Consider the following 22,855-nt stretch of genomic DNA (forward strand, 5'->3'; position numbering starts at 1 on the left):
TCGTCTCCTTTACGGGAAAGTCCCTAGTCCGCGGCATCGTCGAATGCCTTGAATTGATTATTTCACATAACCATAATCCGCTTCAATCCCGAACGCAACATGACCTCTTCCGACCTCCACATCGAACTCCGCGACGACGTCGCCATCATTCGCCTGACGCGCGGCGCCAAGCGCAACGCGCTGTCGGATGGCCTGATCCTCGCGCTGCGCGATGCCTTCCAGAACCTGCCCGCCAGCGTGGGCGCGGCCGTGATCGACGGCGAGGGCCCGCACTTCTGCGCCGGCCTCGACCTGAGCGAACTCAAGGAGCGCGACGCGGGCCAGGGCCTCGCCCATTCGCGCCTGTGGCATGCGGCGCTGGACTGCATCGAGAAGGGCCCGGTGCCTGTGATCGCCGCGCTGCACGGCGCGGTGGTCGGCGGCGGGCTCGAGCTCGCGAGCGCCTGCCACATCCGCGTGGCCGACCGCAGCACCTTCTATGCGCTGCCCGAGGGCTCGCGCGGCATCTTCGTGGGCGGCGGCGGCTCGGTGCGCATCCCCCGGCTGATCGGCGTGGCGCGCATGACCGACATGATGATGACCGGCCGCGTCTACAACGCCGAGGAAGGCGAGCGCGCCAACTTCGCGCAGTACCTGGTCGACGAGGGCACGGCCTTCGACAAGGCCTTCGAGCTCGCGAAGCGCGTGGCCACCAACGCGCCGCTCACCAACTACGCGCTGATGCACGCGCTGCCGCGCATCGCCGAGCAGCCGGCCGACCACGGCTTCTTCACCGAGGCGCTGATGTCCGGCATCGTGCAGGCCGCGCCCGAGGCCAAGCAGCGCGTGCGCGACTTCCTCGAAGGCCGCGGCGCCAAGGTCAGCAAGGGCTGAGGCCCTTCCTTCATTCATTCACCGATCCACTCACGCACGGGCGCCCCGATGACGGCCATCCAATACCGACCGCTCGCCTTCGGCGTCACGCGCGCGCTGCTGCGCGACGGCGCGCCGGGCACGCAGTACCTGCGCGCGGAAACGCCGCTTCGCCCCTACCGCGAGCGCATGACCGACCGGCTGCACCACTGGGCCGAGGCCGCGCCCGAACGCACCTTCATCGCGCGCCGCGCGCGGCTGGCCGACGGCGGCACCGGCGACTGGCTGCGCGTGAGCTATGCCGAGACGCTGCACAAGGCGCGCGCGATCGGCCAGGCCCTGCTCGCGCGCGGCCTCGATGCCGAGCGCCCGGTGGCCATCCTCAGCGAGAACGGCATCGAGCACGCGCTGCTCGCGCTCGGCTGCCTCTACGCGGGCGTGCCCTATTGCCCGGTCTCGCCGCCCTACTCGCTCGTGAGCCAGGATTTCGACAAGCTGCGCCACGTGCTGGCCACGCTCACGCCGGGCCTGGTGTTCGCGGCCGACGCCGCGCGCTATGCCCGCGCGATCGAGGCCACGCTGCCGGCCGATGCCGGCGTCGAGATCGTGCTGGCCGAAGGCGAGCTGCCCGGGCGCGCCACCACCTCGTTCGACGCGCTCGCGGCGACGGTGCCCACGCCGGCCATCGACGCCGCGATGCAGGCCACCGGCCCCGACACCATCACCAAGTTCCTGTTCACCTCGGGCTCGACCAAGATGCCCAAGGCGGTGGTCAACACGCACCGCATGTGGTGCGCCAACCAGCAGCAGCTGCGCCAGTCGATCCCGGCGCTGGGCGACGAGCCGCCGGTGCTGGTCGACTGGCTGCCGTGGAACCACACCTTCGGCGGCAACCACAACGTGGGCATCGTGCTCGACAACGGCGGCACGCTCTACATCGACGAGGGCAAGCCCACGGCCACCGGCATGGCCGAGACGCTGCGCAACCTGCGCGAGATCGCGCCCACCATCTACTTCAACGTGCCGACCGGCTTCGAGGCGATCGCGCAGGCGATGGAGACCGACCCGATGCTGCGGCGCAACCTGCTGTCGCGCGTGAAGATGTTCTTCTACTCGGGCGCGGCGCTGTCGCAGCCGGTCTGGGACAGCCTGCACCGCACGCAGGAGGCCGAGGTCGGCGAGCGCATCGTCATGGGCACCGGCCTGGGCATGACCGAATCGGGCCCGTTCGCGCTCTACGTGACCGGCCCCGACGTGAAGTCGGGCGACGTCGGCCTGCCCGCGGCGGGCATCGAGCTCAAGCTGATCGAGGTCGACGGCAAGACCGAGGTGCGCTATCGCGGCCCCAACATCACGCCCGGCTACTGGCGCGCGCCCGAGGCCACGGCCGAGGCCTTCGACGAGGAAGGCTTCTTCTCGACCGGCGACGCGGTCAAGTGGATCGACGACGCCGACATCCACCGCGGCCTGCGCTTCGACGGCCGCATCGCCGAGGACTTCAAGCTCGCCACCGGCACCTTCGTGAGCGTGGGCCCGCTGCGCGCGAAGATCGCGACGGCCGGCTCGCCCTATGTGCAGGACGCGGTGCTGACCGGCATCAACCTCAAGGAGGTCGGCGCGCTGGTCTTTCCTACGCAGAAGGTGCGCCAGCTCGCGGGCCTCGACGCCGGCGCGAGCATGCGGCAGGTGCTCGAGAGCGCGCCGGTGCAGGCGCACTTCCAGCAGGTGCTGGACCAGCTCGCGGCCGCGAGCACCGGCAGCGCCAACCGCATCGCGCGGCTGCACCTGATGAGCGAGCCGCCCTCGATCGACAAGGGCGAGGTCACCGACAAGGGCTCGATCAACCAGCGCGCCGTGCTCAAGCACCGCGCCGCGCTGGTCGAGGCGCTGCACGACGGCACGCTGCCCTTCACCTTGCGGCCGCGCTGACGCTTTTTCCCATCTCTGGAGACGAACCCATGAAGATCGAAGGACAGGCCGCGCTCGTGACCGGCGGCGCATCGGGCCTCGGCGAGGCCACCGCGCGCGAACTCGCGCGCCTGGGCGCGAAGGTAGCGCTGCTCGACCGCAATGCCGAGCTGGCCGCGAAGGTCGCGGACCAGATCGGCGGCATCGCCTGCGCCTGCGACATCACCGATGCCGCGAGCGTGAGCGCCGCGCTCGACCGGGCCGAGGCGGCGCATGGCCCGGCGCGCATCCTGATGAACGTGGCCGGCATCGGCAGCGCGAAGCGCATCGTCGGCAAGGACGGCAACCCGGCGCCGCTCGAGGACTTCGTGCGCGTGGTCAACGTCAACCTGATCGGCAGCTACAACATGGCGCGCCTGTTCGCCGCGCGCTGCGCGAAGCTAGCGGCGCTCGCCAACGGCGAGAAGGGCGTGATGCTGTTCACCGCCTCGGTCGCGGCCTTCGACGGCCAGGTCGGCCAGCAGGCCTACAGCGCCTCAAAGGGTGGGCTGGTCGGCATGACCCTGCCGATGGCGCGCGACCTCGCGCAGCACGCGATCCGCGTCTGCACCGTCGCGCCCGGGCTGTTCGCCACGCCGCTGCTGCTCGAGCTGCCCGAGCCGGTGCAGCAGTCGCTCGCGGCCTCGATCCCGTTCCCGCCGCGGCTGGGCCAGCCCTCGGAATTCGCCGAGCTGGCCTGCCACGTCGTGACCAACGGCCACCTCAACGGCGAGGTGATCCGCCTCGACGGCGCACTGCGCATGGCGCCGCGATAAGCCCCAGCAACACCACCGGAGACAAGACCATGACCAACCGACGTCAGTTCGTGACGGCGCTCGGCGGCGCAGCCGCGCTCGGCGCCCTGCAGCATCCCCTGGCCGCGCTGGCCGAGATCGTCGCCCAGCAGGTGAAGATCTACTACGGCTTCCCGGCCGGCAGCGCGGGCGACAGCGTGGCCCGCCGCGTGGCCGACAAGCTCGGCGGCACCGACTTCACGAAGCTCAACCCCGTGGTCGAGAACAAGCCCGGCGCGGGCGGGCGCATCGCGCTCGACTCGCTCAAGAGCGCGCCGGCCGACGGCTCGGTGCTCGCGCTCTCGCAGGCCTCGGCGCTGTCGACCTATCCCTACATCTACAGCAAGCTGAGCTACGGCCTGGCCGACTTCGCGCCGGTCTCGATCGGCGCGGTGATGACGCACGGCCTGGCGGTCGGCCCGATGGTGCCGGCCAGCGTGAAGACGCTGAAGGACTACGTGGCCTGGGCCAAGGCCAACCCGGGCCAGGCCAGCTACGGCTCGCCGGGCGCGGGCTCGACGCCGCACTTCCTCGGCGCGCTGCTGGGCCTCAACAGCGGCGCCGACCTGCGCCACGTGCCCTACCGCGGCTCGCTGCCGGCGGTCAACGACGTGGTGGGCGGCCAGATCGCCTCGAGCCTCACGCCCAGCGGCGACTACCTGCCCTTCGTCAAGGCCAACAAGCTGCGCGTGCTCGCCACCTCGGGCGCCCAGCGCGCCGCCTACCTGCCCGAGGTGCCGACCTTCGCCGAGCAGGGCTTCCCCGAGCTGGTGGCCGACGAGTGGTTCGGCTTCTTCGCGCCCGCGAAGACGCCCGCGCCGGTGATCGCCGCCGCGAGCGGCGCGATCCAGGCCGCGCTCAAGGACAAGGCCGTGGCCGACGGCCTGCTGTCGGTGGGCCTGATCGCGCAGGGCTCCACGCCCGAGGAGATGCGCCGGTCGCTGCAGTCCGAATACGAGCGCTGGGGCCCGCTGGTGAAGAAGATCGGCTTCACCGCGGAGTCCTGAGCCGGCGCCGGGCTGTCGCCAAGTCGCCACCGGCCCGGCCCTTCGGGGCCCCGCTCGCGGTTACGCTTGCGGCATGCCCACCTCCCCGAAATCCGCCAACCCCAAGGGCGCGAAGAGCGACGCGGCCGCCGCGCCGCTCGGCAGGACGGACCGCCTCGACGCGCGCGTGCTCGAGACCCTGGTCGGCTACAACGCGCGCCGCGCCTGGCTGGTGGTGAGCGCGCTGTTCGCCAAGCGCATGGCCGCCTTCAAGCTCAAGCAGATCGACTTCTCGGTGCTCTCGCTGCTGGCGCACAACCCGGGCGCCACCTCGCGCCAGATCTGCAGCACGCTCGACATCCTGCCGCCCAACCTCGTGAGCCTGGTGGCCGAGCTCGACGCGCGCGCGCTGATCGAGCGCAAGCCGCATCCGCACGACGGCCGCGCGGTCGGCCTGCATCTCACGCCGGCCGGCGAGGCGCTGGTGCGCGAGGCCGAGCAGGCCGTGATCCAGCTCGAGCTCGATGCCAGCGCGCGGCTCAGCGCGCGCGAGCGCGAGACGCTGATCAAGCTGCTGCAGAAGGTCTATCTCTGAGCCTCTGAGCGCCGCGCCTACTGCAGGCCCAGCTCCACCATCTCCAGCAGCCGCAGCGTCAGCGGCTCCAGCACCGACGGGTCGGCCTCCTTGAGCGGGCCCTCGATGATCAGCAGCGCGAGCCCGTGCACCGCCGACCAGGCCAGGTACTCGGCATTCGGGCGCCGTGCCGGATCGAGCGCGCCGGCCTCCACCAGCCGGTCCAGGCCCGAGCCCAGCAGCTGGAACGGGTCCATGCCGCTCGCGCCAGCGCTCGAGGGGCCGATGGTGCCGCGCGCCTCGTCGGAAGAGATCACGAAGGCGGTGCGGAACAGCCCCGGCTCGTCCTGCGCGAAACGCAGGTAGCCCGAGCCGATCGCCCGCACCCAGGCGCGCGCGTAGTCGGCCGGCGGCTGGTCGTGCGAGATCGCACCGAGTTCCTTCTCCATCGAACGTGCCGCGGCCGACAGCGCGGCGCCGCGCACCGCCAGCAGCAGTTCGTGCCGGCTCGCGAAGTGGCGGTAGGCCGCGTTGGGCACCACGCCCACGCGGCGCGTGGCCTCGCGCAGCACCACGGCATCGGGGCCGCCGTCGCGCGCCAGTTCGATGCCCGCGTCCAGCAAGGCCCGGCGCAGGTCGCCGTGGCGGTAGGTGGAGCGCGAGGGCGGCGCGGATTCGGCGGCGATGGCGGCGTTGCGGACCATTTCCTTCTTTCTCGGACTACGATTTTTCGATGTGGACAGTGTCCATTATCTTTGCTATTCTTTGTGGACGGTGTACACAAAGTAGTGCCATCGTATTCGCCAGGGCCTTTTTCGCCCAACGGCGCCCACGGAATAACCGCACCAGCGAAAAGGAATTGCCATGAAAGTCCAGTCCTATCTCTCGTTCGAAGGCCGCTGCGACGAGGCCATCGCGTTCTACGGGAAGGCGCTCGGCGCCGAGGTCGTGCAGCTCATGCGCTACAGCGACGCCCCCGCCGACATGCCGCCCGACGCGGACGGCTGCGCCGGTGCCATGCCCGGTCCCGACAAGGTCATGCATGCGGTGCTGCGCATCGGCGAGACCGAGCTCATGGCCTCCGACGGCCGCTGCTCGGGCCAGGCCGAGTTCAAGGGAATCATGCTGGCGATCACCGCGCCGACCGAGGCCGATGCGCGCAAGTGGTTCGACGCGCTGGCCGACGGCGGCCAGGTGATGCAGCCGCTGATTCCCACCTTCTTCTCGCCGGGCTTCGGCATGGTCGGCGACCGCTTCGGCGTGGGCTGGATGGTGGTGGTCGGCCACTGAAGCCGCGCCCCGCAAGACCCCGCCCCCTTTCCTCCCCGGATCTCCATGTTCAAGAAAATCGCCCTCCTCCTCGTCGTGCTGATCGCCGGCGTCCTGCTGTACGCGGCCACGCGCCCCGACAGCTTCCGCGTCGAGCGGAGCACGCGCATCCAGGCACCGCCCGAGCGGATCGCGCCGCTGGTCGCCGACTTCCACCGCTGGAGCGAGTGGTCGCCCTACGAGAAGCTCGATCCGGCCATGAAGCGCAGCTTCGGCGGCGCCGCCAGCGGCCCGGGCGCGACCTACGCCTGGGAAGGCAACGACAAGGCCGGCGCCGGCCGCATGGAGATCCTCGAGGCCTCGCCCACCAAGGTCTCGATCAAGCTCGACTTCCTCAAGCCCTTCGAGGCCCGCAACACCGCCGACTTCAGCTTCCAGCCGCAGGGCGACGCGACCCAGGTCACCTGGGCCATGCACGGCCCGGCGCCCTACATCTCCAAGCTCATGGGCCTGTTCTTCGACATGGACACCCTGATCGGCAAGGACTTCGAAGCCGGCCTCGCCAACCTCAAGACCGCGGCCGAGAAGCCGGCGGGATCCTGAGCCTGTCCCCCTCCCGTTCTCCCATCCACCCACTCACGAAGGAACTCCCATGTCGCTCCTCAACGCCTATCTCACCTTCGACGGCAACGCGGCCGAGGCCATGCGCTTCTACGAGAAGACGCTCGGCGGAAAAATGGAAATGCTCATGACCGTGGGCGACAGCCCCGAGGCCGCCAACATGCCGCCCGAGGCCGCGAGCCGCCTGATGCACGCCAGCCTCGTGGTCGGCGACAGCACGCTCATGGCCTCCGACAGCATGCCGGGCATGCCGTACGAAGGCATGAAGGGCTTCGGCGTCGCGCTCAACTACCCGACGGTCGCCGAAGCGAAGCGCGTGTTCGACGCCTTCGCCGAAGGCGGCCAGGTCGGCATGCCGTTCGAGAAGACCTTCTGGGTCGAGGGCTTCGGCATGGTGACCGACCGCTACGGCACGCCCTGGCTGATCAACGGCGGCGCCTCCCTCGTCTGACGAAGAACGCCACAACCATCCGCCGGGCGGCGCGCCGCCCGGCCCCTGAGGAATCCTTTCCATGACCGAATCCCTCGACAACCGCAAGCGCTGGCTCGCCCTGATGGTGCTGTGCCTGGGCGTGCTGATGATCGTGCTCGACACCACCATCGTGAACGTCGCGCTGCCCTCGATCCGCACCGACCTCGGCTTCACCGAGACCTCGCTGGTGTGGGTCGTCAATGCCTACATGCTGACCTTCGGCGGCTTCCTGCTGCTGGGCGGGCGGCTCGGCGACCTCTACGGCCACCGCCGCGTCTTCCTCGCCGGGCTGGTACTGTTCACGCTGGCCTCGCTGGCCTGCGGCATCTCGACCACGCAGGGCCTCTTGATCGCCGCGCGCGCGGTACAGGGCCTGGGCGGCGCGATCGTGTCGGCCGTCTCGCTGTCGCTGATCATGAACCTCTTCACCGAGCCGGCCGACCGCGCCAAGGCGATGGGCGTCTACGGCTTCGTCTGCGCCGGCGGCGGCAGCATCGGCGTGCTGCTCGGCGGCCTGCTCACCAGCTCGCTGAGCTGGCACTGGATCTTCCTGGTCAACCTGCCGATCGGCGTGGCCGTGTACGCGCTGTGCATCGCGCTCTTGCCGAGCGCGCGCGGCCAGGCCCATGGCGAGAAGCTCGACGTGGCCGGCGCGGTCACGGTCACGCTCTCGCTGATGCTCGCGGTCTACGGCGTGGTCAACGGCAACGAGGCCGGCTGGCGCTCGGCGCAGACGCTGGGCCTGCTCGGCACCGCGGTCGCGCTGCTCGCGATCTTCATCGCCATCGAGGCCAGGGTGAAGCATCCGCTGATGCCGCTGGGCCTGTTCCGGCTGCGCAGCGTCTCGGTCTCGAACGTGGTGGGCGTGCTGTGGGCCGCGGCGATGTTCGCCTGGTTCTTCATCTCGGCGCTCTACATGCAGCTGGTGCTCGCCTACACGCCGATGCAGATCGGCCTGGCCTTCCTGCCGGCCAACGTCATCATGGCCGTGTTCTCGCTCGGGCTGTCGGCGAAGATCGTGATGCGCTTCGGCATCCGCCGTCCGCTCGCGGCGGGCCTGTGGCTCGCGGCCATCGGGCTGGCGCTGTTCGCGCGCGCGCCGGTCGACGGCCGCTTCGCGATCGACGTGCTGCCCGGCATGCTGCTGCTGGGCCTGGGCGCCGGCATGGCCTTCAATCCGCTGCTGCTGGCCGCGATGAGCGAGGTGAGCCCTAGCGAATCGGGCCTGGCCTCGGGCGTGGTCAACACCGCCTTCATGATGGGCGGCGCGCTGGGCCTCGCGGTGCTCGCGAGCATCGCGGCCGCGCAGACCGGCTCGATGCTCGCGGCCGGCGCGAGCACGCCGCTCGCGCTCACCGGCGGTTACCAGATGGCATTTCTCGTCGGCGCCGTGTTCGCGGCGGTGGCGGGTTTGTTGGGCGCCCTGCTGCTTCGCTCCGCCATGCCGGGGCAGATGCACGACAACGAGGAAGCGGCGGGCCCCGGGAGCGCGGCGAATGGCGCGGCAACGTCCTGACGGGCTGCTGCTGGGCCGGCCGCCGTTTCTGTTTCTCTTTCCCTTCTTTTCAAGGAGTGTTCCCATGGCTCGCTATGTCGACGGTTTCATCGTGCCGATTCCCGCCAAGAACGTGGAGGCCTACCGCAAGGTGGCGCGCAAGGCCGGCAAGGTCTGGATGGAGTACGGCGCGCTCGAATACGTGGAGTGCGTCGCGGACGACGTCAAGCCCGGCAAGCTGACCTCGTTCCCGCAGAGCGTGAAGCTCAAGGCCGACGAGGTGGTCGCGTTCTCGTGGATCGTCTACAAGTCGCGCAAGCACCGCGACACGGTCAACGCCAAGGTGATGGCCGACCCGCGCATCGCGGCGATGGACCCGAAGACCATGCCCTTCGACGCCAGGCGCATGATCTTCGGCGGCTTCAAGTCGATCGTCGAATTCTGAGCGCCGCGGCGGGGACTCAGGCCGCCACGAAGCCGTCGTAGACGAGCTTGAGCCCCGTCAGCAGCATGCCCAGGTAGACGAAGCGGTAGAACCAGGTGGCGTCGATGCGCCGCGCGATGCGGATGCCGACCCACACGCCCAGCGGCGCGAAGGGCATCAGCGCCAGCGAGGTGGCCAGCGTGCGCAGGTCGATCAGGCCCAGCCATGCGTAGGGGATCCACTTGCTGAGGTTCACCACGAAGAAGAAGTAGGCCATGGTGGCCGTGAACACCACCGGCGACAGCCGCAGCGGGATCACGTAGGCATTGATCGGCGGCCCGCCCGCATGCGCGATGAAGCTCGTGAAGCCCGACACCGTGGTCAGCGCGGCGCCGATGCCGCGCGAGGGCAGCGGATCGTCCGGCTTGGGCGGGAACAGCACGCGCTGCGCCAGGAAGAGCAGCGTGAACACGCCCACGATGCCCGCCACCGTGTGCGCCGACAGCGCGCGGAACAGCAGCGTGCCGATCACCGTGCCCAGCAGGCCGAAGGGGATCAGGAACTTCAGCAGCGAACGGTCGAAGTCGCGCCGGAAGGCCGCGAGCCCCAGCAGGTCCATCAGCAGCAGCAGCGGCATCAGGATCGCCGCGGCCTGCGGCACCGTGACCGCCAGCGCCATCAGCGGCACCGCGAGCGAGCCGAAGCCGGCGCCGAAGCCGCTCTTGCTGATGCCGAGCAGCAGCACGGCGGGAATGGCGACCGCGTAGAAGTGCGGGTCGGTGATGAGGGGGAAGACCATGGGCAGGGAGGGCGCGCGAAAAAAAGCCCGTCGTCGCGGCGGGCCCCGGCGAGCGTAGCAGGAAGGCGCTCGGGCCGCTGCGGCCCCGATCCGGCCCGGCTCAGCGCTCGAGCGCGCCGCCCGCGAGCCAGCGCGCGCCGCGCTGGTAGAGCGCCTCGACCGCCGGGCCCTTGAGCATCGGCATGTCGAGCTTCACCGTGTAGCCGATGCGCTGCTGTATGTAGGCCAGGTGGCGGTAGCCCTCGGGCAGCTCGGCCAGCTTCGCGGCATCGAGCGTCACGCTGGCGGCCGGATCGATCGGGTCGATGCGGTCCTTCTCGTAGATCGGCTGGCGGTGCAGCAGCTTCCACTGCCCCTCGTGCAGCACCACGAAGTCGTAGAAGCGGCCGGTGCACACCACGTCGCAGGGCACGCCCTCGACCGGGCCGCGCTGCGAGATCGTCATCTTGGTCTGCACGATGGCGCGCTCGCCCGCCAGCTCGATCGCCGAGCCGCCGAGGAAGTGCAGGATGCTCACGCCCTTGGCCCAGCCCTCCCGCGTGACGCGGATGAACTCGGCGAACGGCCCCTGGAACCAGGTCGCCATCATCACGCCCTCGGGATGCCACACGGTGGCGAAGCGCTCCCAGTCGCCCGCATCGCGCCAGACGGCCCAGCGTTCGATCATGCGGCGGATCAGCAGCTCCTGCTGCAGCGTGTCGTTCATTCCCTGCGTCTCCTGTCGGGGGGTGGATGTCATGCGGGCTGGGCCACGGCCTTCGCCGCACCGGTCGCCGGCGACGGCGCCAGCGGGTTCAGCACGAAGTCGAAATCGAGCCGCCAGCGGCCGTCGGCCTGCCGCGTCCAGGGCGCCACCAGCGATTCGCGCACCGCGAACACCGCATCGGAATCGAGCCATTGGTCGCCCTCGCGGAACACGTGGGTGATGAGCCGTTCGTAGCCCGGCGCCTGGATCATGAAGTGCAGGTGCGCGGGCCGCCACGGATGGCGCTTCGTGGCATCGAGCAGCTGGCCCACCGGGCCGTCGGTCGGGATCGGGTAGGCCTCGGCCAGCACGCTGCGGAAATGCAGCGCGCCGTCGGGCCCGGTGCGCAGCCGGCCACGGTTCTCGGCATGGCCGAGCTCGGGATGCTGCACGTCGTAGTGCCCGCCCGCGTCGGCCTGCCACACGTCGACCACGGCACCGGCCACCGGCGCGCCATCGAGGCCGCGCACCGTCACGCTGACGTCGCAGGGCTCGCCGGCCGCGCCGTTGGCCACGTCGTCGCCATGCGCGTACTCGGGGGCGCCCTCGACGTAGAACGGCCCGAACACCGTCGCCTCGGTGCAGCCCGCGGGCTTGTCGTTGTTCATCGCGATCGTGAGCATCGACAGCCCCAGCACGTCCGACAGCAGGATGAATTCCTGGCGCGTGTCGTCGCACATCCGGCCCGTGGCCGTCAGGTAGTCGATGCCCTGCTTCCACTCCGCCTCGGTCAGCTTCACCTCGCGCGCGAAGGCGTGCAGGTGCTGCACCAGGCTGGTCACGATCTCGTGCAGCCGCGGGTTCGGGGTGTCGGCGAAGCGCGCGAGCACGGCCTGGGTGATGTTGTCCTGGTTGAGATTGCGCATGGCGGCTGTCTCCATTCGTTCGAGGGGTTCGCCGACTCTAGGCGTCGGACCGATGGGCGCAAAGCACCTCGGCGCAAATGATTTTTCCGCCCAGCGGAACGGTCGACCCATCGCCTGGCACAAAATCGCGCAGCCCGAAAAAGACGCTCGCCGGAGACACCCATGGACCGCTGGACCGAAATCGCCCTGCTCGTGCAGATTGCCGACGCCGGCAGCCTGAGCCGCGCCGCCGAGGCGCTGGGGCTGTCGAACGCGGCCGCGAGCCGCCACCTGAGCGCGCTCGAGGCGCGGCTGGGCGCCCGGCTGGTCGAGCGCAACACGCGCCGGCTCTACCTGACCGACACCGGCCGCGAGTTCTGCGGCCGCGCGCGCACCATCCTGTCGGACCTCGAGGATGCCGAGACGGCCGTCAACGCCACCGCGCTGCAGCCCACGGGCACGCTGCGCATCACGGCCTCGCTGTCGTTCTCGATCCACCACATCGCGCCGCTGCTGCGCGAGTACACCCAGCGCTACCCCGGCGTGAAGGTGCACGTGGAGGCGGCCAACCGCTACTTCGACCTGATCGACAACAACATCGACGTGGCGATCCGCACGCGCGAGTACGAGCCCGATTCCAACGTGACGATCCGCCGCCTCGGCGAGACGCGGCGCATCCTCGCGGCCTCGCCGCGCTACTTCGCGCAGCACGGCTTCCCGAAGACGCTGGAGGAGCTGCTGCAGCACAAGCTCCTGATCTACACCTACGCCAACAACCCCAACGAGCTGCGCTTCACGGGCCGCGACGGCGAAGTCCGCACGGTGGCGGTGCAGGGGCTGCTCGAATCGAACGACGGCCAGGTGCTGCGCGCCGCGGCGCTCGACGGCATGGGGATCCTGGTGCAGCCCACCTACATCGTCTACGACGACATCGTGGCCGGCCGGCTGGTGCCCACGCTCGACGACTGGGACCTGCCGCACCTGCGCATCAACCTCGCCTACCCGAGCCGCAAGCACCTGTCGGCCAAGGTGCGCAGCTTCATCGACTTCATGGCGGCGCACTTCCACAAGATGGACTACGAGCGCAAGTGGACCGGGCATTTCCTGGGCCGCTGATCCCTGCGTCCACCCGGCTTTCTCGAAAAAAAGGTGCGAAAACGCACCGACCGGCCCGCCGCCCCCTGCGCACACTCGAAACGGACCTGCCCGCATCCCGCGGGCGGGCGCAGTCCTTTCCCATCCTGACCGCTCGAGGAACCGCCATGAACACCCAGGCCGCCACCACGCATGCGCCGATCGCTTCGTCGTTCGCCGCCCCCACCCTCGCCAACGGCGACGACGCCGGCAAGCTGCTGCTGCGCGTCGCCATCGGCGTGCTCGTGCTGCTGCACGGCATCTTCAAGCTCTCGGCCGGCGTCGGCTTCATCGGCGGCATGCTGGCCAAGGCCGGCCTGCCCGGCGGCCTGGCCTACCTGGTCTACGTGGGCGAGATCGTCGCGCCGCTGCTGCTGATCGCCGGTTTCTGGACCCGCGCCGCGGCCGCCGTGGTGGTGGTCAACATGCTGTTCGCCTTCGGCCTGGTGCACATGGGCGACTTCTTCGCGCTGACCAAGCAGGGCGGCTGGGCGCTCGAACTGCAGGGCCTGTACCTGTTCGGCGCGCTGGCCGTGGTGCTGCTGGGCGCGGGCCGCTTCAGCGTGGGCGGCACGACCGGCCGCTGGAACTGATCTCGCGCAGGCTCAGGACGCGTCGCCGCGCACCTGGGCCACCATCCGCTCCAATCGGCCGGCGTCTTCCAGCACCAGCGCGCGGCCGTCCTTGCGCAGCACGCCGCTGCGCACCAGCGCATTGAGCTCGCGCGTGACCTGCTCGCGGTTGGTGCTGATCTGGCTGGCCAGGGCCGCGTGGCGCGGCGCGGGCTCGAGCCGCGCCTGGTTGCCGTCGAAGCCGGCGCCGCGTGCCAGCCGCAGCAGTTCGGCATGCAGCCGGTTCTGCACGCCCAGGGTGCTCAGGTCGATCACGCGTTCGCTGAGCTGGCGCACCAGCGCGGCCAGCCGCTGCATCACGCGCTCGGCCACCAGCGGCTCGTCGCGCAGCAGGGCCAGGAAGGCGGCGCGGTCGAGACTGGCGACCACGCAGGGTTCGAGCGTGACCACGTCGGCCGAGCGCGGCCCGCCGTCGATGGCGGCGATGTCGCCGAAATGCTCGCCGGCCTCGGAGTCGCGGAAGGTCACCTGGCGGCCGTTGGCCGAATAGGTGGTCACGCGCACGCGGCCCGAGACCAGCAGGAACACCTCGCCCTGCTGCTCGGCGCGCAGCAGCAGCGGCTTGGCGGCCGCCACGCTGTGCCACAGGCACTGCTGCGCGAGCTGGTCCAGGCGCTGGTCGGACAGCCCCGCGAGCAGCGCGATCTGGCGCAGCGCGAGGCTGGAACGCGGGGCGGCCGAAGCCGGGGCGGAAGACGGGGAAGGTGTGGTGGAGGCCATGCCGGGTCGGTGGGCGCCGCGCATTATGCTCGGGTGCCCTTCCGACCCGCCGCATGCAAAGACGTTCCCCATCCGCCCTGAGAACGCCCACGCGGCGCAACCTGCGCTGGGCCAGCGGGATCGTGCTGATGGCCTACGTCACGCTGCACCTGCTCAACCATGCGCTGGGCATCGCCTCCTTCGCCCGGGCCGAGGCGGTGCTCGACCAGTTGCGCGCCTTCTGGCACAGCCTGCCCGGCACCCTGCTGCTGTATGGCGCCGCGCTGGCGCACCTGGCGCTGGCCGTGGTCGCGCTGTGGGAGCGGCGCACGCTGCGCATGCCGCCGCTCGAGGGCCTGCGCGTGCTGCTGGGCTTCTCGCTGCCGCTGTTGCTGGCGGCCCACCTGACGGCGATGCGCGGCGCCCACACCCTCTACGGCATCGATGGCTCGTACGCGCGCGTGGTCTGGGGCCTGTGGGACCTGCCGGGCGCGAGCGCGCAGTTCGCGCTGATGCTCGCGGCCTGGGTGCACGGCTGCCTGGGCCTGCACTTCGCGCTGCGCGTGCAGCCCTGGTATCGCCGCTTCTCGCATCTGCTGCTGGCCATCGCCGTCGTGCTGCCGCTGCTGGCCGCCGTGGGCTTCGTCTCGATGGGGCGCGAGTTCCAGTGGACCGGCGTGCCGCCGACGGTGGTCCCGACTGCCGAGCAGTCACGCGCGCTCGGTGCGATCGAACGCAACATCAAGCTCTTCTATGCGCTGGCGCTGGCCGCGCTGCTGCTCGCGCGCTGGGGCCGCACGGCCTTCTATCGCTGGTCGGGCCGGCCCTCGATCGCGCTGCGCTATCCCGAGCGCACGGTGCACGTGCCGCGCGGCTGGAGCGTGCTCGAGGCCAGCCGCTCGCACGGCATCGCCCACCTGTCGGCCTGCGGCGGCCGCGCGCGCTGCTCGACCTGCCGCGTGCGCGTGAACGGCCCGGCCGGCCACGTCGGGGCGCCGGGCCGCGACGAGCAGCGCACCCTCGAACGCGTGCGCGCGCCGGCCGACGTGCGCCTGGCCTGCCAGCTGCGCCCGCGCGGCGACATCGAGGTCACGCCGCTGTTCGCGCCGCGCCCCAACGAGGGCCGGCCCGCGCCCGTGGGCAGCTTCGGCCACGAGCGCGACGTGGCGATCCTGTTCGTCGACCTGCGGCGCTGGTCGGGGCTGTCGGAACGCCAGTGGCCCTTCGACCTCGCCTACGTGCTCGACCGCTACTTCGCCACCGTGGGCGCCGCCGTGCGCGAGGCCGGCGGTGTGCCCAACCAGTTCATCGGCGACAGCGTGATGGCGATCTTCGGCCTCGAGACCGACCTCGCCACCGCCTGCCGCCAGGCGCTGCGCGCCACCACGCTGATCGGCGAGCGCATGGACGCCTGGAGCGAGGGCTTCGAGGCCCAGTTCGGCCAGCGGCTGGACTTCGGCATGGGCCTGCACGCGGGCCGCGCCGCGGTCGGCGAGGTCGGCTACCTCGAGACCACAACCTTCACCGCGATCGGCGAGGTGGTCAACACCGCGAGCCGGCTGCAGGACCATTCGAAGAAAGCCTCGGCGCGGCTGGTGCTCTCGCTGTTCGCGGCGCAGCAGGCCGGCGCGGCCGAGGCGCTCGGCGAGCCCGAGATGCTCGTTGTGCGCGGGCGCACCGAGCCGCTGGCGGTGCTGTACGCGGTGCGAACGGCCTGAGCCTTCATCCCCGTTTCTCCCCACTGCCAGTGGGGTTCACGGCCCGCGCGCGATCGATCGAAAGCAGTGCGCAAACGCACAGCGCGAACCACGATGCGGTTTCACACTGCATCCCGTGGCAACGACGAATGTCCGCCGCCCACACAGACATCCGAAGGGACTCTCACCATGAACACCAAGCAACTCATCGCCCTCTCCGCTCTCGCACTCGCAGCCGGCGCCGCCTCGGCCCAGACCGTGCCCGCCGAAGCCTGGGTGGGCGCGCCGATCGCCACCACCGGCAGCGCGCTGAGCCGCACCGACGTGCGCGCCGACCTGGACCGTTCGAAGACCGTGGCCCAGGCGCCGCAGGAAGCATGGGTCGGCAGCGAAGCCGGCGAGAACGTGGCCGCGGGCGCGCTGAGCCGTGCCGAAGTCAAGGCCGACCTCGCGCTGTGGACCCGCGCCGGCCTCAACCAGTACGCGCGCATCGACGGCATCGACAGCACCAACCCCGATTTCCGCCAACGCACGGCCGCCTACGAGCGCCTGCGCAACAGCCCGGCCTACCTGGCCGAAGTGAAGCAGCTGCAGGGCGTGCCCTCGGTGGCCAGCACGCAGCCCGCGGGCGGCGAAGCGGCCGCGAACTGAGAGCGGCAGACGGACCTCGCGCGCAAGGCGCGGAGGTCCCGCCGCTCAGGGCCGCGCGCCTTCCCAGGCGTTCTGCAGCAGCGCGCGGATCGCGTCGCGCTCCAGCGGCCGCGGATTCGGATACTGGTTCTGCAGCGCCTGCGCGCAGGCCACGTCGAGATCGGCTTCCTTCATGCCGATGTCGCGCAGCGCCACCGGCGCGCCGTTGTCGCGCGCGAGCTCGTACACGGCCTGCGCCGCGCTGCCGCCGCCGAGCGCGCCGGCGATGCGCTCCATGGCGCGCGGCGCCGCCGCGGCGTTGTAGGCCAGCGCATGCGGCAGCACGATGGTGTGGGTCTCCGCATGCGGCAGGTTGAAGCTGCCGCCTAGCGTGTGGCAGAGCTTGTGGTGCAGCGCCATGCCCACGTTGCCGAGCACGGTGCCGCACAGCCATGCGCCGTACAGCGCATCGCCGCGCGCCGCCACGTCCTGGGCCGAGGCACGCAGCACGGGCAGCGCACGGCCCAGCGCGGCGATGCCCTCCACCGCCATCAGGTCCATGATCGGATTGGCATCCACCGCGTAGAGGCCCTCGGCCGCATGCGCGATCGCGTTGATGCCGCTGGTCACGCTCATCGCCACCGGCAGGCTCAGCGTGAGCTCGGGGTCGTAGATCACGGTGCGCGGCAGCACGCGCGCGTCCTTGCCGGTCTTCTTGAGGCCGGCCTCGGTGATGCCGTAGATCGGCGTCATTTCGGAGCCCGCATAGGTGGTGGGAATGGCGAGGATCGGCAGCCCCGAATCGAGCGCGATCGCCTTGCCCAGGCCGGTGGTCGAGCCGCCGCCGATGGCCACGGCGCAGTCGGCATCGAGCCGCCGCGCCACCTCGCGCGCCTCGCGCGCGGTCTCGATCGGCACGTGCATCACGGCGCGGTCGAACACGCCGGCCGCATGGTCGCCGAGCAGGGCCTCGATACGCTCGGCCTGCGGCCGCTGCTCGGGCGTGGACAGCACCAGCGCGCGCCGAGCGCCGAGCGCCTCGATCTCGCGCGCCAGGTGCCGCAGCGCGCCGGCGCCGAAGACCACGCGCTGGGGCGCGCTGTTGTAGACGAAGGAAGAATGGGTCATGGGGTCGGGCTTTCGGATTCGGGACGCGAGGCGCCCGCCGCGAGTCTCCCGCGCGCCAGTGCGCGCTGCCATGCCGCCAACGGAAAGCAGTTTTCCGCTCAGCGCACAGTGTCTCTGGTGCGGGCCTGCACGATCAGCAGCAGGAAGCCACCCGCCATCGCGACGTTCTTGAGGAAGTTGTTGAGCTGCGCATTGAACTGCGCCGCGTCGGCCGCCCAGAAGGCATGGGCCGCGAAGGCGGTGGCGAGGGTGAAGAGCGCGAGCGCACCCGCCACCCACTTCACGCGCCAGCCCGCGACCAGCAGCAGGCCGCCGCCGATCTCGAGCGCGATGGTCAGCGGCAGCACCACGTCGGGCAGCGGGATGCCGAGCTTGGCGAAATAGCCGAGCGTGGCGCCATAGGTCATGAGCTTGCGCACGCCCGCGATCAGGAAGATCGCGGCCATCAGCACGCGGGCCGCCAGCACCGCCGCGCCGCCATCCATCGGCCTCGTCGCCGTTCCATTCGTCATGCTCTCTCTCCTTCGCGCACCGTGGCGCTGTTCGTGAATCCAGTCCGCCCCATGCAGAACACCATCGCGCACGACAGCAGCGCGGGCAGCGCCGCCGCCACGAACAGCGCGCCGTTCGACCAGTGCAGCCCGATCAGCCAGCCCGCCACCAGCGGCCCCGCGATCGAGCCCGCGCGGCCGATGCCCAGGCTCCAGCCCATGCCGGTGGCGCGCACCGTGGTCGGGTAGACGCTCGAGGCCAGCGCGATCAGCGCCGGCTGCGCGCCGACGATGCAGAAGCCGCTGACCACCACCGCCGCCAGCATGGCCGCGAGCGGCAGCGCGGGCTGGCCGATCAGCGCGATGGTCAGCACCGCGAGCGCGAACACCGGCACCAGCACGCGGTAGAAGCCCACGCGGTCGATCAGCGGCCCCATCGCCACCGTGCCCACCACGCCGCCCACCTGCAGCAGCGTGCCGGCGGCCACCGCCACGTTCGCGCTGTAGCCCGCGTCGACCGCCAGCGTGGGCAGCCAGTTGGCGAGGAAGAACAGGTTCAGCAGGTTGAGGAAGTTGATGCCCCACAGCAGCAACGTGGCGCGCGCGCGGCCGCCGCGGAACAGCTCGGCCACCGGTGCGCCGTCCTGCTTCGCCTCGTGCACCACGTAGCGGCTGGCGGCATCCACCGGCACGCCGGGCGCGATGTGGCGCAGCCATTGCTGCACCCGGTCGAGCCGACGCCCGCGCAGCACCAGGAACTGCATCGACTCGGGCATGTAGCGCAGCATCAGCGCCGCGATCACCAGCGGCACCACGCCGCCGAACACGAACACCGCGCGCCAGCCGCCCAGCGGCAGCAGCAGCGCGCTGATCGCGCCGCCGAGCACCGCGCCGCCCGTGAAGCCGCACGAGACCCACATCATCAGCGTCACGCGCCGCCGGTGCGGGCTGTACTCGCTGGCCAGCGCGCTGGCGTTGGCCATGATGCCGCCCAGTCCGATGCCGGTGACGAAGCGCATCGCGAGCAGCTGGCCCAGCGTGTGGACCCCGGTGGTCGCGAGCATGCACAGCGCGAAGAACACCGTGGCCGCGATCAGCACCGGCCGGCGGCCGAAGCGGTCGGCGCAGATGCTCAGCACCAGCGAGCCGACCAGCATGCCCAGCAGGCCGGCGCCGAACACCGGGCCCAGCGCGGCCTTCTCGATGCCCCATTCGTGCACGATCGCGGGCGCCACGAAGCCCATCGCCTGCACGTCGAAGCCGTCCATCACCACCGCGCAGCCCACCAGCACCAGGATCCAGCGCTGGAAGCGGCTGACCGGATGGCTGTCGATCAGCGCGGGGATGTCGATCGGCGCGCGCAGCTCGGCGGCGGCGCCCGTGCCCGCGGATTCGGCGATGGCTCTCACGCGAGCGCCTCGTCGAGATCCAGGCAGTGCTCGGCGCTCCAGCCGTAGAGCCATTCGAGCGCGTCGTGGAAGCGCGCCTGCGGCCGGCCCTTCCACATGCTGTTGCGCACCTGCCGCTCCACGCCCTTGGCGTGGTAGATGCGCCCCATCTCGCGCGCCGACAGCACCACGCGCGCGGTGCGCGCCACGCGCGAACGCTCGTACAGCGCGAGCGCGCGCGGCCAGTCGCCCTGTTCGCGGCGCAGCGCGAGGCCGAGCGTGACCGCGTCCTCGCAGGCCATGCAGGCGCCCTGCGCGAGGTACTGCACCATGGGATGCGCGGCGTCGCCCAGCAGGGTGGCGCGGCCGAAGGTCCATTGCTCGATCGGGTTGCGATCGGCCGTCGAGTAGCGCTTCCAGGCCCTGGGCACGCGCAGGATCTGCTGCACCCGCTCGCAGGTGCCGGCGAAGAAGCGCGGCAGCTCGGCCGGGTCGCCATCCATCGAGCCCCATTCCTCGGGCCGGTCGCTGTGGAAGGTGGCGGCCAGGTTGAACTTGTCGCCGCCCTTGAGCGGGTAGTGCACCAGGTGGCAGTTGGGGCCGACCCAGATGCATGGCGCGGTGAAGCGCAGCGCCTCGGGGAACTCGGCCGTGTCGACCACCGCGCGGAACACCACGTGGCCCGACACCCGGATGCCGTCGCCCACGTACTGCTGTCGCACCACCGAGCGCACGCCGTCGCAGCCGATCAGCGCCTGGCCTTCGTGGCGCCCGCCCTGCGCGTCGATCAAGGTCACGCCCTCGGCGTCCTGCTCGATCTTCACGCCTTTGGTCGAGGTCAGGAACTCGATCTGGCCGTCGCGCGCCGACTGCACGCCGTCGAGCAGCGCGCCATGGATATCGGCGCGGTGGATCACCGCATAGGGATTGCCGAAGCGCTCGCGGAAAGCGTCGGCCAGCGAGATGCCCGCCACGCGCCGCGCATCGAGCGCGTCGAACATCACCATCTCGTCGGTGTAGACCGCCTTGGCGCGCAGCTGCGCGCCCACCCCGAGGGCATCGCAGGCCGCGAAGGCGTTCGGGCTCAGCTGGATGCCGGCGCCGATCTCGCCGATCCGGCCGGCCTGCTCGATCACCTTGACGCGGTAACCCTCGCGCACCAGCGCGAGCGCCGCCGCCAGCCCGCCGATGCCGCCGCCGGCCACCAGCACCGGCCGCGTGTCTTTCGCCGCGCCCATTTCAGTTGAGCCCGAACAGCCGGCGCGCGTTGTCGCGGCCGATCTTGCGCCGGTCGTTCTCGCTGATCTCGCAGCGGTCGAACCAGCGTGCCGCGTCCTCGTGCTTCTCGAACGGATAGTCGACCGAATACATGATGCGGTCAGATCCCACCTCGAGCATCGTCGACAGCAGCGTGGGCGTGCGGAAGTTGCCGCTGGTCGTGATGTGCACGTTGCTGCGCAGGTAGTCGCCGATCTCCCTGTCGCAGGGCATGCCGCGGCGGCCCTTGCGCAGGATGTGGTCGACGCGCCAGATGTTGAACGGGATGCCCTCGCCGAAGTGGCCGAGGATCATCTGCAGCTCGGGATGGCGGTCGAACAGGCCGCTCGACAGCAGGCGCAGCGCATGGATGCCGGTCTCGACCGCGAAGGCCCAGGTCGGGCCGGTGAGCCAGTGCGCGCCTTCGTAGATCGGCTCGCGCGGCAGCAGCGGGTCGCGCGGATGCATGTAGAAGGGCTTGCCCAGCGCCGCGGCGGCGCGCCAGAAATCGGCGAAGCGCGGATCGTCGTAGTAGACGACCGTCTGCTCGTCGCCCACCTGCGAGAAGCCGTTGACCAGGAAGCCGTGGAAGCCCAGTTCCTTCACGCAGCGCTCGAGTTCGCGCGCCGCCGCCTCGGGGTCCTGCAGCGGCAGCGCCGCGAAGCCGCCGAAGCGCGCGGGATGGCGGCGCACCTGCTCGGCCAGCACGTCGTTGGCGCGCTTCGCGACTTCCACCGCGCGCTTCGCGTCGGGAATGCCCTGCACCGCGGGCGAGTTCAGCGAGAGGATCGAGAAGGCCGTGCCCCACTGGTCCATCTGCTCGAGGCGCTGCTGCTCGAAGTCGAGCAGGTTGCTCCTGAGCGTCTGCCACACCTCGGGCCGTGCATAGACCTGCGAGTCGGCGATCGTCAGGTCGATCGCGAAATGCTCTTCGAGCGCAATCTTGTCTTTCATGGGGTGTTCACTCCGGTTTGATGTTCAGCTTGTCGAGCACGTCCTGCCAGGTCTTGCGGTCCTCGGCGATGTAGCGCGCCAGTTGTTCGGGCGTGCCGGGGCGCGGATAGGTGCCGAGCTCGCGCGACTTGGCGACCACCTCGGGCAGCAGCAGCGCCTCGTTCATGTCCTTGTTGAGCTTCGCGAGCACCTGCGCGTCGACGCCCTTCTTCGCGATCACCGCGAACCAGCCGTGCGCCACCGCGCCGGGCACGGTCTTGCTCGCGAGCGGGAAGGCCTCGAGGCCGGGCTCCACGCGGTCGCCCATGCTGGCGAGGATGCGCATGCGGCCGCCCTGCACGTTGCCCGCGACCACGTTGTAGGTCTCGACCATCATCTGGGTCTGGCCGCCGAGCGTGGCCTGCATCGCCTGCGCGCCGCCCGGGTAGTGCACCTCGAGGAACTGCGCGCCCGACTGCAGCCCGAGCAGCGCCGAGGCCAGGTGCGGCGCCGTGCCGCGGCCGTTGTCGGCCACCTCGACGCCCTGCGGCCTGGCGCGCGCGGCCGCGATGAAGTCGGCCAGCGTCTTGTGCGGCGAGTTGCCGGGCACCGCGAGCATGAAAGGCGCGACCGCCGCGAGCGTGACCGGCACGAAGTCGCGGTTGAAGTCGTAGCTCACGCCCTTGATCGTGCTCGGCGCCACCGAGATCGCCGAGCCCTGCACGAAGCCGAAGCTGTAGCCGTCGGCGGGCGCGGCGAGGATGCCGTTCATGCCGATCACGCCGCTGCCGCCGGGCCTGTTGTCGACGATCACGCCCTGGCCCCACTTCTCGCCGAGCTTCGCGCCCACGAGGCGGATCAGCACGTCGGGCGCCGAGCCGGCCGGGAACGGCACGATGAAGCGCACGGCCTGGGCGGGCCATTTCGCCGCCGTCTGCGCCTGTGCGGCCGGCAGTGCCGAAACGAGGGCCAGCAGGGCCGCGACGGCGTGCCTGCGCGAGTGTCCGAGGCTCATCTTTTTTGTCTCCATTTACTTGATTATT

At 70.7% G+C, this 22,855-nt stretch carries 25 protein-coding genes; 14 read left to right on the forward strand and 11 right to left on the reverse strand.

Going from position 1 to position 22,855, the window contains the following annotated elements; all coding sequences use genetic code 11:
- Positions 1-99 precede the first annotated feature (99 nt).
- From AC1HIL_RS31195 to AC1HIL_RS31215, 5 genes are all read left to right on the forward strand, one after another.
- A complete protein-coding gene (locus AC1HIL_RS31195) occupies positions 100-873 on the forward strand; it encodes a crotonase/enoyl-CoA hydratase family protein (RefSeq protein WP_057596453.1) in 774 nt (257 codons plus the stop codon).
- A 48-nt stretch (positions 874-921) separates the two neighbouring features.
- Complete coding sequence (locus tag AC1HIL_RS31200; protein WP_479670797.1) at positions 922-2,781, forward strand: feruloyl-CoA synthase; 1,860 nt, start codon at positions 922-924, stop codon at positions 2,779-2,781.
- A gap of 29 nt (positions 2,782-2,810) precedes the next feature.
- Complete coding sequence (locus AC1HIL_RS31205) at positions 2,811-3,575, forward strand: SDR family NAD(P)-dependent oxidoreductase (RefSeq protein ID WP_422095956.1); 765 nt, start codon at positions 2,811-2,813, stop codon at positions 3,573-3,575.
- 29 nt (positions 3,576-3,604) lie between these two features.
- Positions 3,605-4,600 carry a Bug family tripartite tricarboxylate transporter substrate binding protein gene (locus tag AC1HIL_RS31210; RefSeq protein ID WP_093347478.1) on the forward strand — a complete coding sequence of 332 codons (996 nt, stop codon included), beginning with the start codon at positions 3,605-3,607 and terminating at the stop codon, positions 4,598-4,600.
- 73 nt (positions 4,601-4,673) lie between these two features.
- Complete coding sequence (locus AC1HIL_RS31215; protein ID WP_057596449.1) at positions 4,674-5,174, forward strand: MarR family winged helix-turn-helix transcriptional regulator; 501 nt, start codon at positions 4,674-4,676, stop codon at positions 5,172-5,174.
- Between the two features lie 17 nt (positions 5,175-5,191).
- Here the strand turns inward: AC1HIL_RS31215 and AC1HIL_RS31220 are convergent, their stop codons facing one another.
- On the reverse strand, positions 5,192-5,857 hold the full coding sequence (locus AC1HIL_RS31220; RefSeq protein ID WP_057596448.1) for a TetR/AcrR family transcriptional regulator: 666 nt from the start codon (positions 5,855-5,857) through the stop codon (positions 5,192-5,194).
- Between the two features lie 160 nt (positions 5,858-6,017).
- Here AC1HIL_RS31220 and AC1HIL_RS31225 point away from each other — a divergent pair, with 160 nt between their 5' ends.
- From AC1HIL_RS31225 to AC1HIL_RS31245, 5 genes are all read left to right on the forward strand, one after another.
- The gene (locus tag AC1HIL_RS31225) at positions 6,018-6,443 is read left to right on the forward strand and encodes a VOC family protein (protein ID WP_057596447.1); all 426 of its coding nucleotides are present in this window, start codon (positions 6,018-6,020) and stop codon (positions 6,441-6,443) included.
- A gap of 45 nt (positions 6,444-6,488) precedes the next feature.
- A complete protein-coding gene (locus tag AC1HIL_RS31230; RefSeq protein WP_479670798.1) occupies positions 6,489-7,025 on the forward strand; it encodes an SRPBCC family protein in 537 nt (178 codons plus the stop codon).
- A gap of 49 nt (positions 7,026-7,074) precedes the next feature.
- A complete protein-coding gene (locus tag AC1HIL_RS31235; protein ID WP_057596445.1) occupies positions 7,075-7,494 on the forward strand; it encodes a VOC family protein in 420 nt (139 codons plus the stop codon).
- 61 nt (positions 7,495-7,555) lie between these two features.
- The gene (locus AC1HIL_RS31240; protein WP_057598246.1) at positions 7,556-9,031 is read left to right on the forward strand and encodes a DHA2 family efflux MFS transporter permease subunit; all 1,476 of its coding nucleotides are present in this window, start codon (positions 7,556-7,558) and stop codon (positions 9,029-9,031) included.
- Positions 9,032-9,095: 64 nt separating this feature from the next.
- The gene (locus AC1HIL_RS31245) at positions 9,096-9,455 is read left to right on the forward strand and encodes a DUF1428 domain-containing protein (RefSeq protein ID WP_057596612.1); all 360 of its coding nucleotides are present in this window, start codon (positions 9,096-9,098) and stop codon (positions 9,453-9,455) included.
- A 16-nt stretch (positions 9,456-9,471) separates the two neighbouring features.
- On the opposite strand, the gene AC1HIL_RS31250 is transcribed toward AC1HIL_RS31245, so the two are convergent.
- From AC1HIL_RS31250 to AC1HIL_RS31260, 3 genes are all read right to left on the reverse strand, one after another.
- Positions 9,472-10,233, reverse strand: coding sequence for a sulfite exporter TauE/SafE family protein (locus tag AC1HIL_RS31250; RefSeq protein WP_057596611.1), 762 nt, complete (start codon positions 10,231-10,233; stop codon positions 9,472-9,474).
- Between the two features lie 100 nt (positions 10,234-10,333).
- The gene (locus AC1HIL_RS31255) at positions 10,334-10,939 is read right to left on the reverse strand and encodes a nuclear transport factor 2 family protein (RefSeq protein ID WP_479670799.1); all 606 of its coding nucleotides are present in this window, start codon (positions 10,937-10,939) and stop codon (positions 10,334-10,336) included.
- Positions 10,940-10,968: 29 nt separating this feature from the next.
- Entirely contained in the window at positions 10,969-11,844 is an 876-nt protein-coding gene (locus AC1HIL_RS31260; protein ID WP_057596615.1) for an intradiol ring-cleavage dioxygenase, read from the reverse strand.
- A 162-nt stretch (positions 11,845-12,006) separates the two neighbouring features.
- On the opposite strand from AC1HIL_RS31260, the gene AC1HIL_RS31265 reads away from it, so the two are divergent.
- Both AC1HIL_RS31265 and AC1HIL_RS31270 read left to right on the forward strand, forming a co-directional pair.
- The gene (locus AC1HIL_RS31265) at positions 12,007-12,939 is read left to right on the forward strand and encodes a LysR family transcriptional regulator (protein WP_057596609.1); all 933 of its coding nucleotides are present in this window, start codon (positions 12,007-12,009) and stop codon (positions 12,937-12,939) included.
- A 146-nt stretch (positions 12,940-13,085) separates the two neighbouring features.
- Entirely contained in the window at positions 13,086-13,550 is a 465-nt protein-coding gene (locus AC1HIL_RS31270; RefSeq protein ID WP_057596608.1) for a DoxX family protein, read from the forward strand.
- 12 nt (positions 13,551-13,562) lie between these two features.
- On the opposite strand, the gene AC1HIL_RS31275 is transcribed toward AC1HIL_RS31270, so the two are convergent.
- Complete coding sequence (locus AC1HIL_RS31275; protein WP_422095948.1) at positions 13,563-14,309, reverse strand: Crp/Fnr family transcriptional regulator; 747 nt, start codon at positions 14,307-14,309, stop codon at positions 13,563-13,565.
- A 53-nt stretch (positions 14,310-14,362) separates the two neighbouring features.
- On the opposite strand from AC1HIL_RS31275, the gene AC1HIL_RS31280 reads away from it, so the two are divergent.
- Both AC1HIL_RS31280 and AC1HIL_RS31285 read left to right on the forward strand, forming a co-directional pair.
- Positions 14,363-16,006, forward strand: a complete 1,644-nt coding sequence (locus AC1HIL_RS31280) for an adenylate/guanylate cyclase domain-containing protein (protein WP_479670800.1) — start codon at positions 14,363-14,365, stop codon at positions 16,004-16,006.
- A 168-nt stretch (positions 16,007-16,174) separates the two neighbouring features.
- Positions 16,175-16,636, forward strand: coding sequence for a hypothetical protein (locus AC1HIL_RS31285; RefSeq protein ID WP_261213452.1), 462 nt, complete (start codon positions 16,175-16,177; stop codon positions 16,634-16,636).
- Positions 16,637-16,681: 45 nt separating this feature from the next.
- Here AC1HIL_RS31285 and AC1HIL_RS31290 read toward each other — a convergent pair whose 3' ends face one another.
- From AC1HIL_RS31290 to AC1HIL_RS31315, 6 genes are all read right to left on the reverse strand, one after another.
- Positions 16,682-17,743, reverse strand: coding sequence for a maleylacetate reductase (locus AC1HIL_RS31290; RefSeq protein WP_479670801.1), 1,062 nt, complete (start codon positions 17,741-17,743; stop codon positions 16,682-16,684).
- A 98-nt stretch (positions 17,744-17,841) separates the two neighbouring features.
- Positions 17,842-18,255 (reverse strand): DoxX family protein, encoded by a 414-nt coding sequence (locus AC1HIL_RS31295; protein WP_479670802.1) that lies wholly within the window; start codon positions 18,253-18,255, stop codon positions 17,842-17,844.
- Positions 18,252-19,643, reverse strand: coding sequence for an MFS transporter (locus tag AC1HIL_RS31300; protein ID WP_479670803.1), 1,392 nt, complete (start codon positions 19,641-19,643; stop codon positions 18,252-18,254). The genes AC1HIL_RS31295 and AC1HIL_RS31300 overlap by 4 nt, the downstream gene beginning before the upstream one ends.
- On the reverse strand, positions 19,640-20,860 hold the full coding sequence (locus AC1HIL_RS31305) for a 3-hydroxybenzoate 6-monooxygenase (protein WP_479670804.1): 1,221 nt from the start codon (positions 20,858-20,860) through the stop codon (positions 19,640-19,642). Before AC1HIL_RS31305 ends, AC1HIL_RS31300 begins: the two co-directional genes overlap by 4 nt.
- Position 20,861: 1 nt before the next feature.
- A complete protein-coding gene (locus AC1HIL_RS31310; RefSeq protein ID WP_479670805.1) occupies positions 20,862-21,833 on the reverse strand; it encodes an amidohydrolase family protein in 972 nt (323 codons plus the stop codon).
- A 7-nt stretch (positions 21,834-21,840) separates the two neighbouring features.
- Positions 21,841-22,827, reverse strand: coding sequence for a Bug family tripartite tricarboxylate transporter substrate binding protein (locus AC1HIL_RS31315; protein ID WP_261213439.1), 987 nt, complete (start codon positions 22,825-22,827; stop codon positions 21,841-21,843).
- Positions 22,828-22,855: the final 28 nt, after the last annotated feature.

The sequence above is a fragment of the Variovorax sp. ISS6 genome (genome assembly GCF_056523145.1).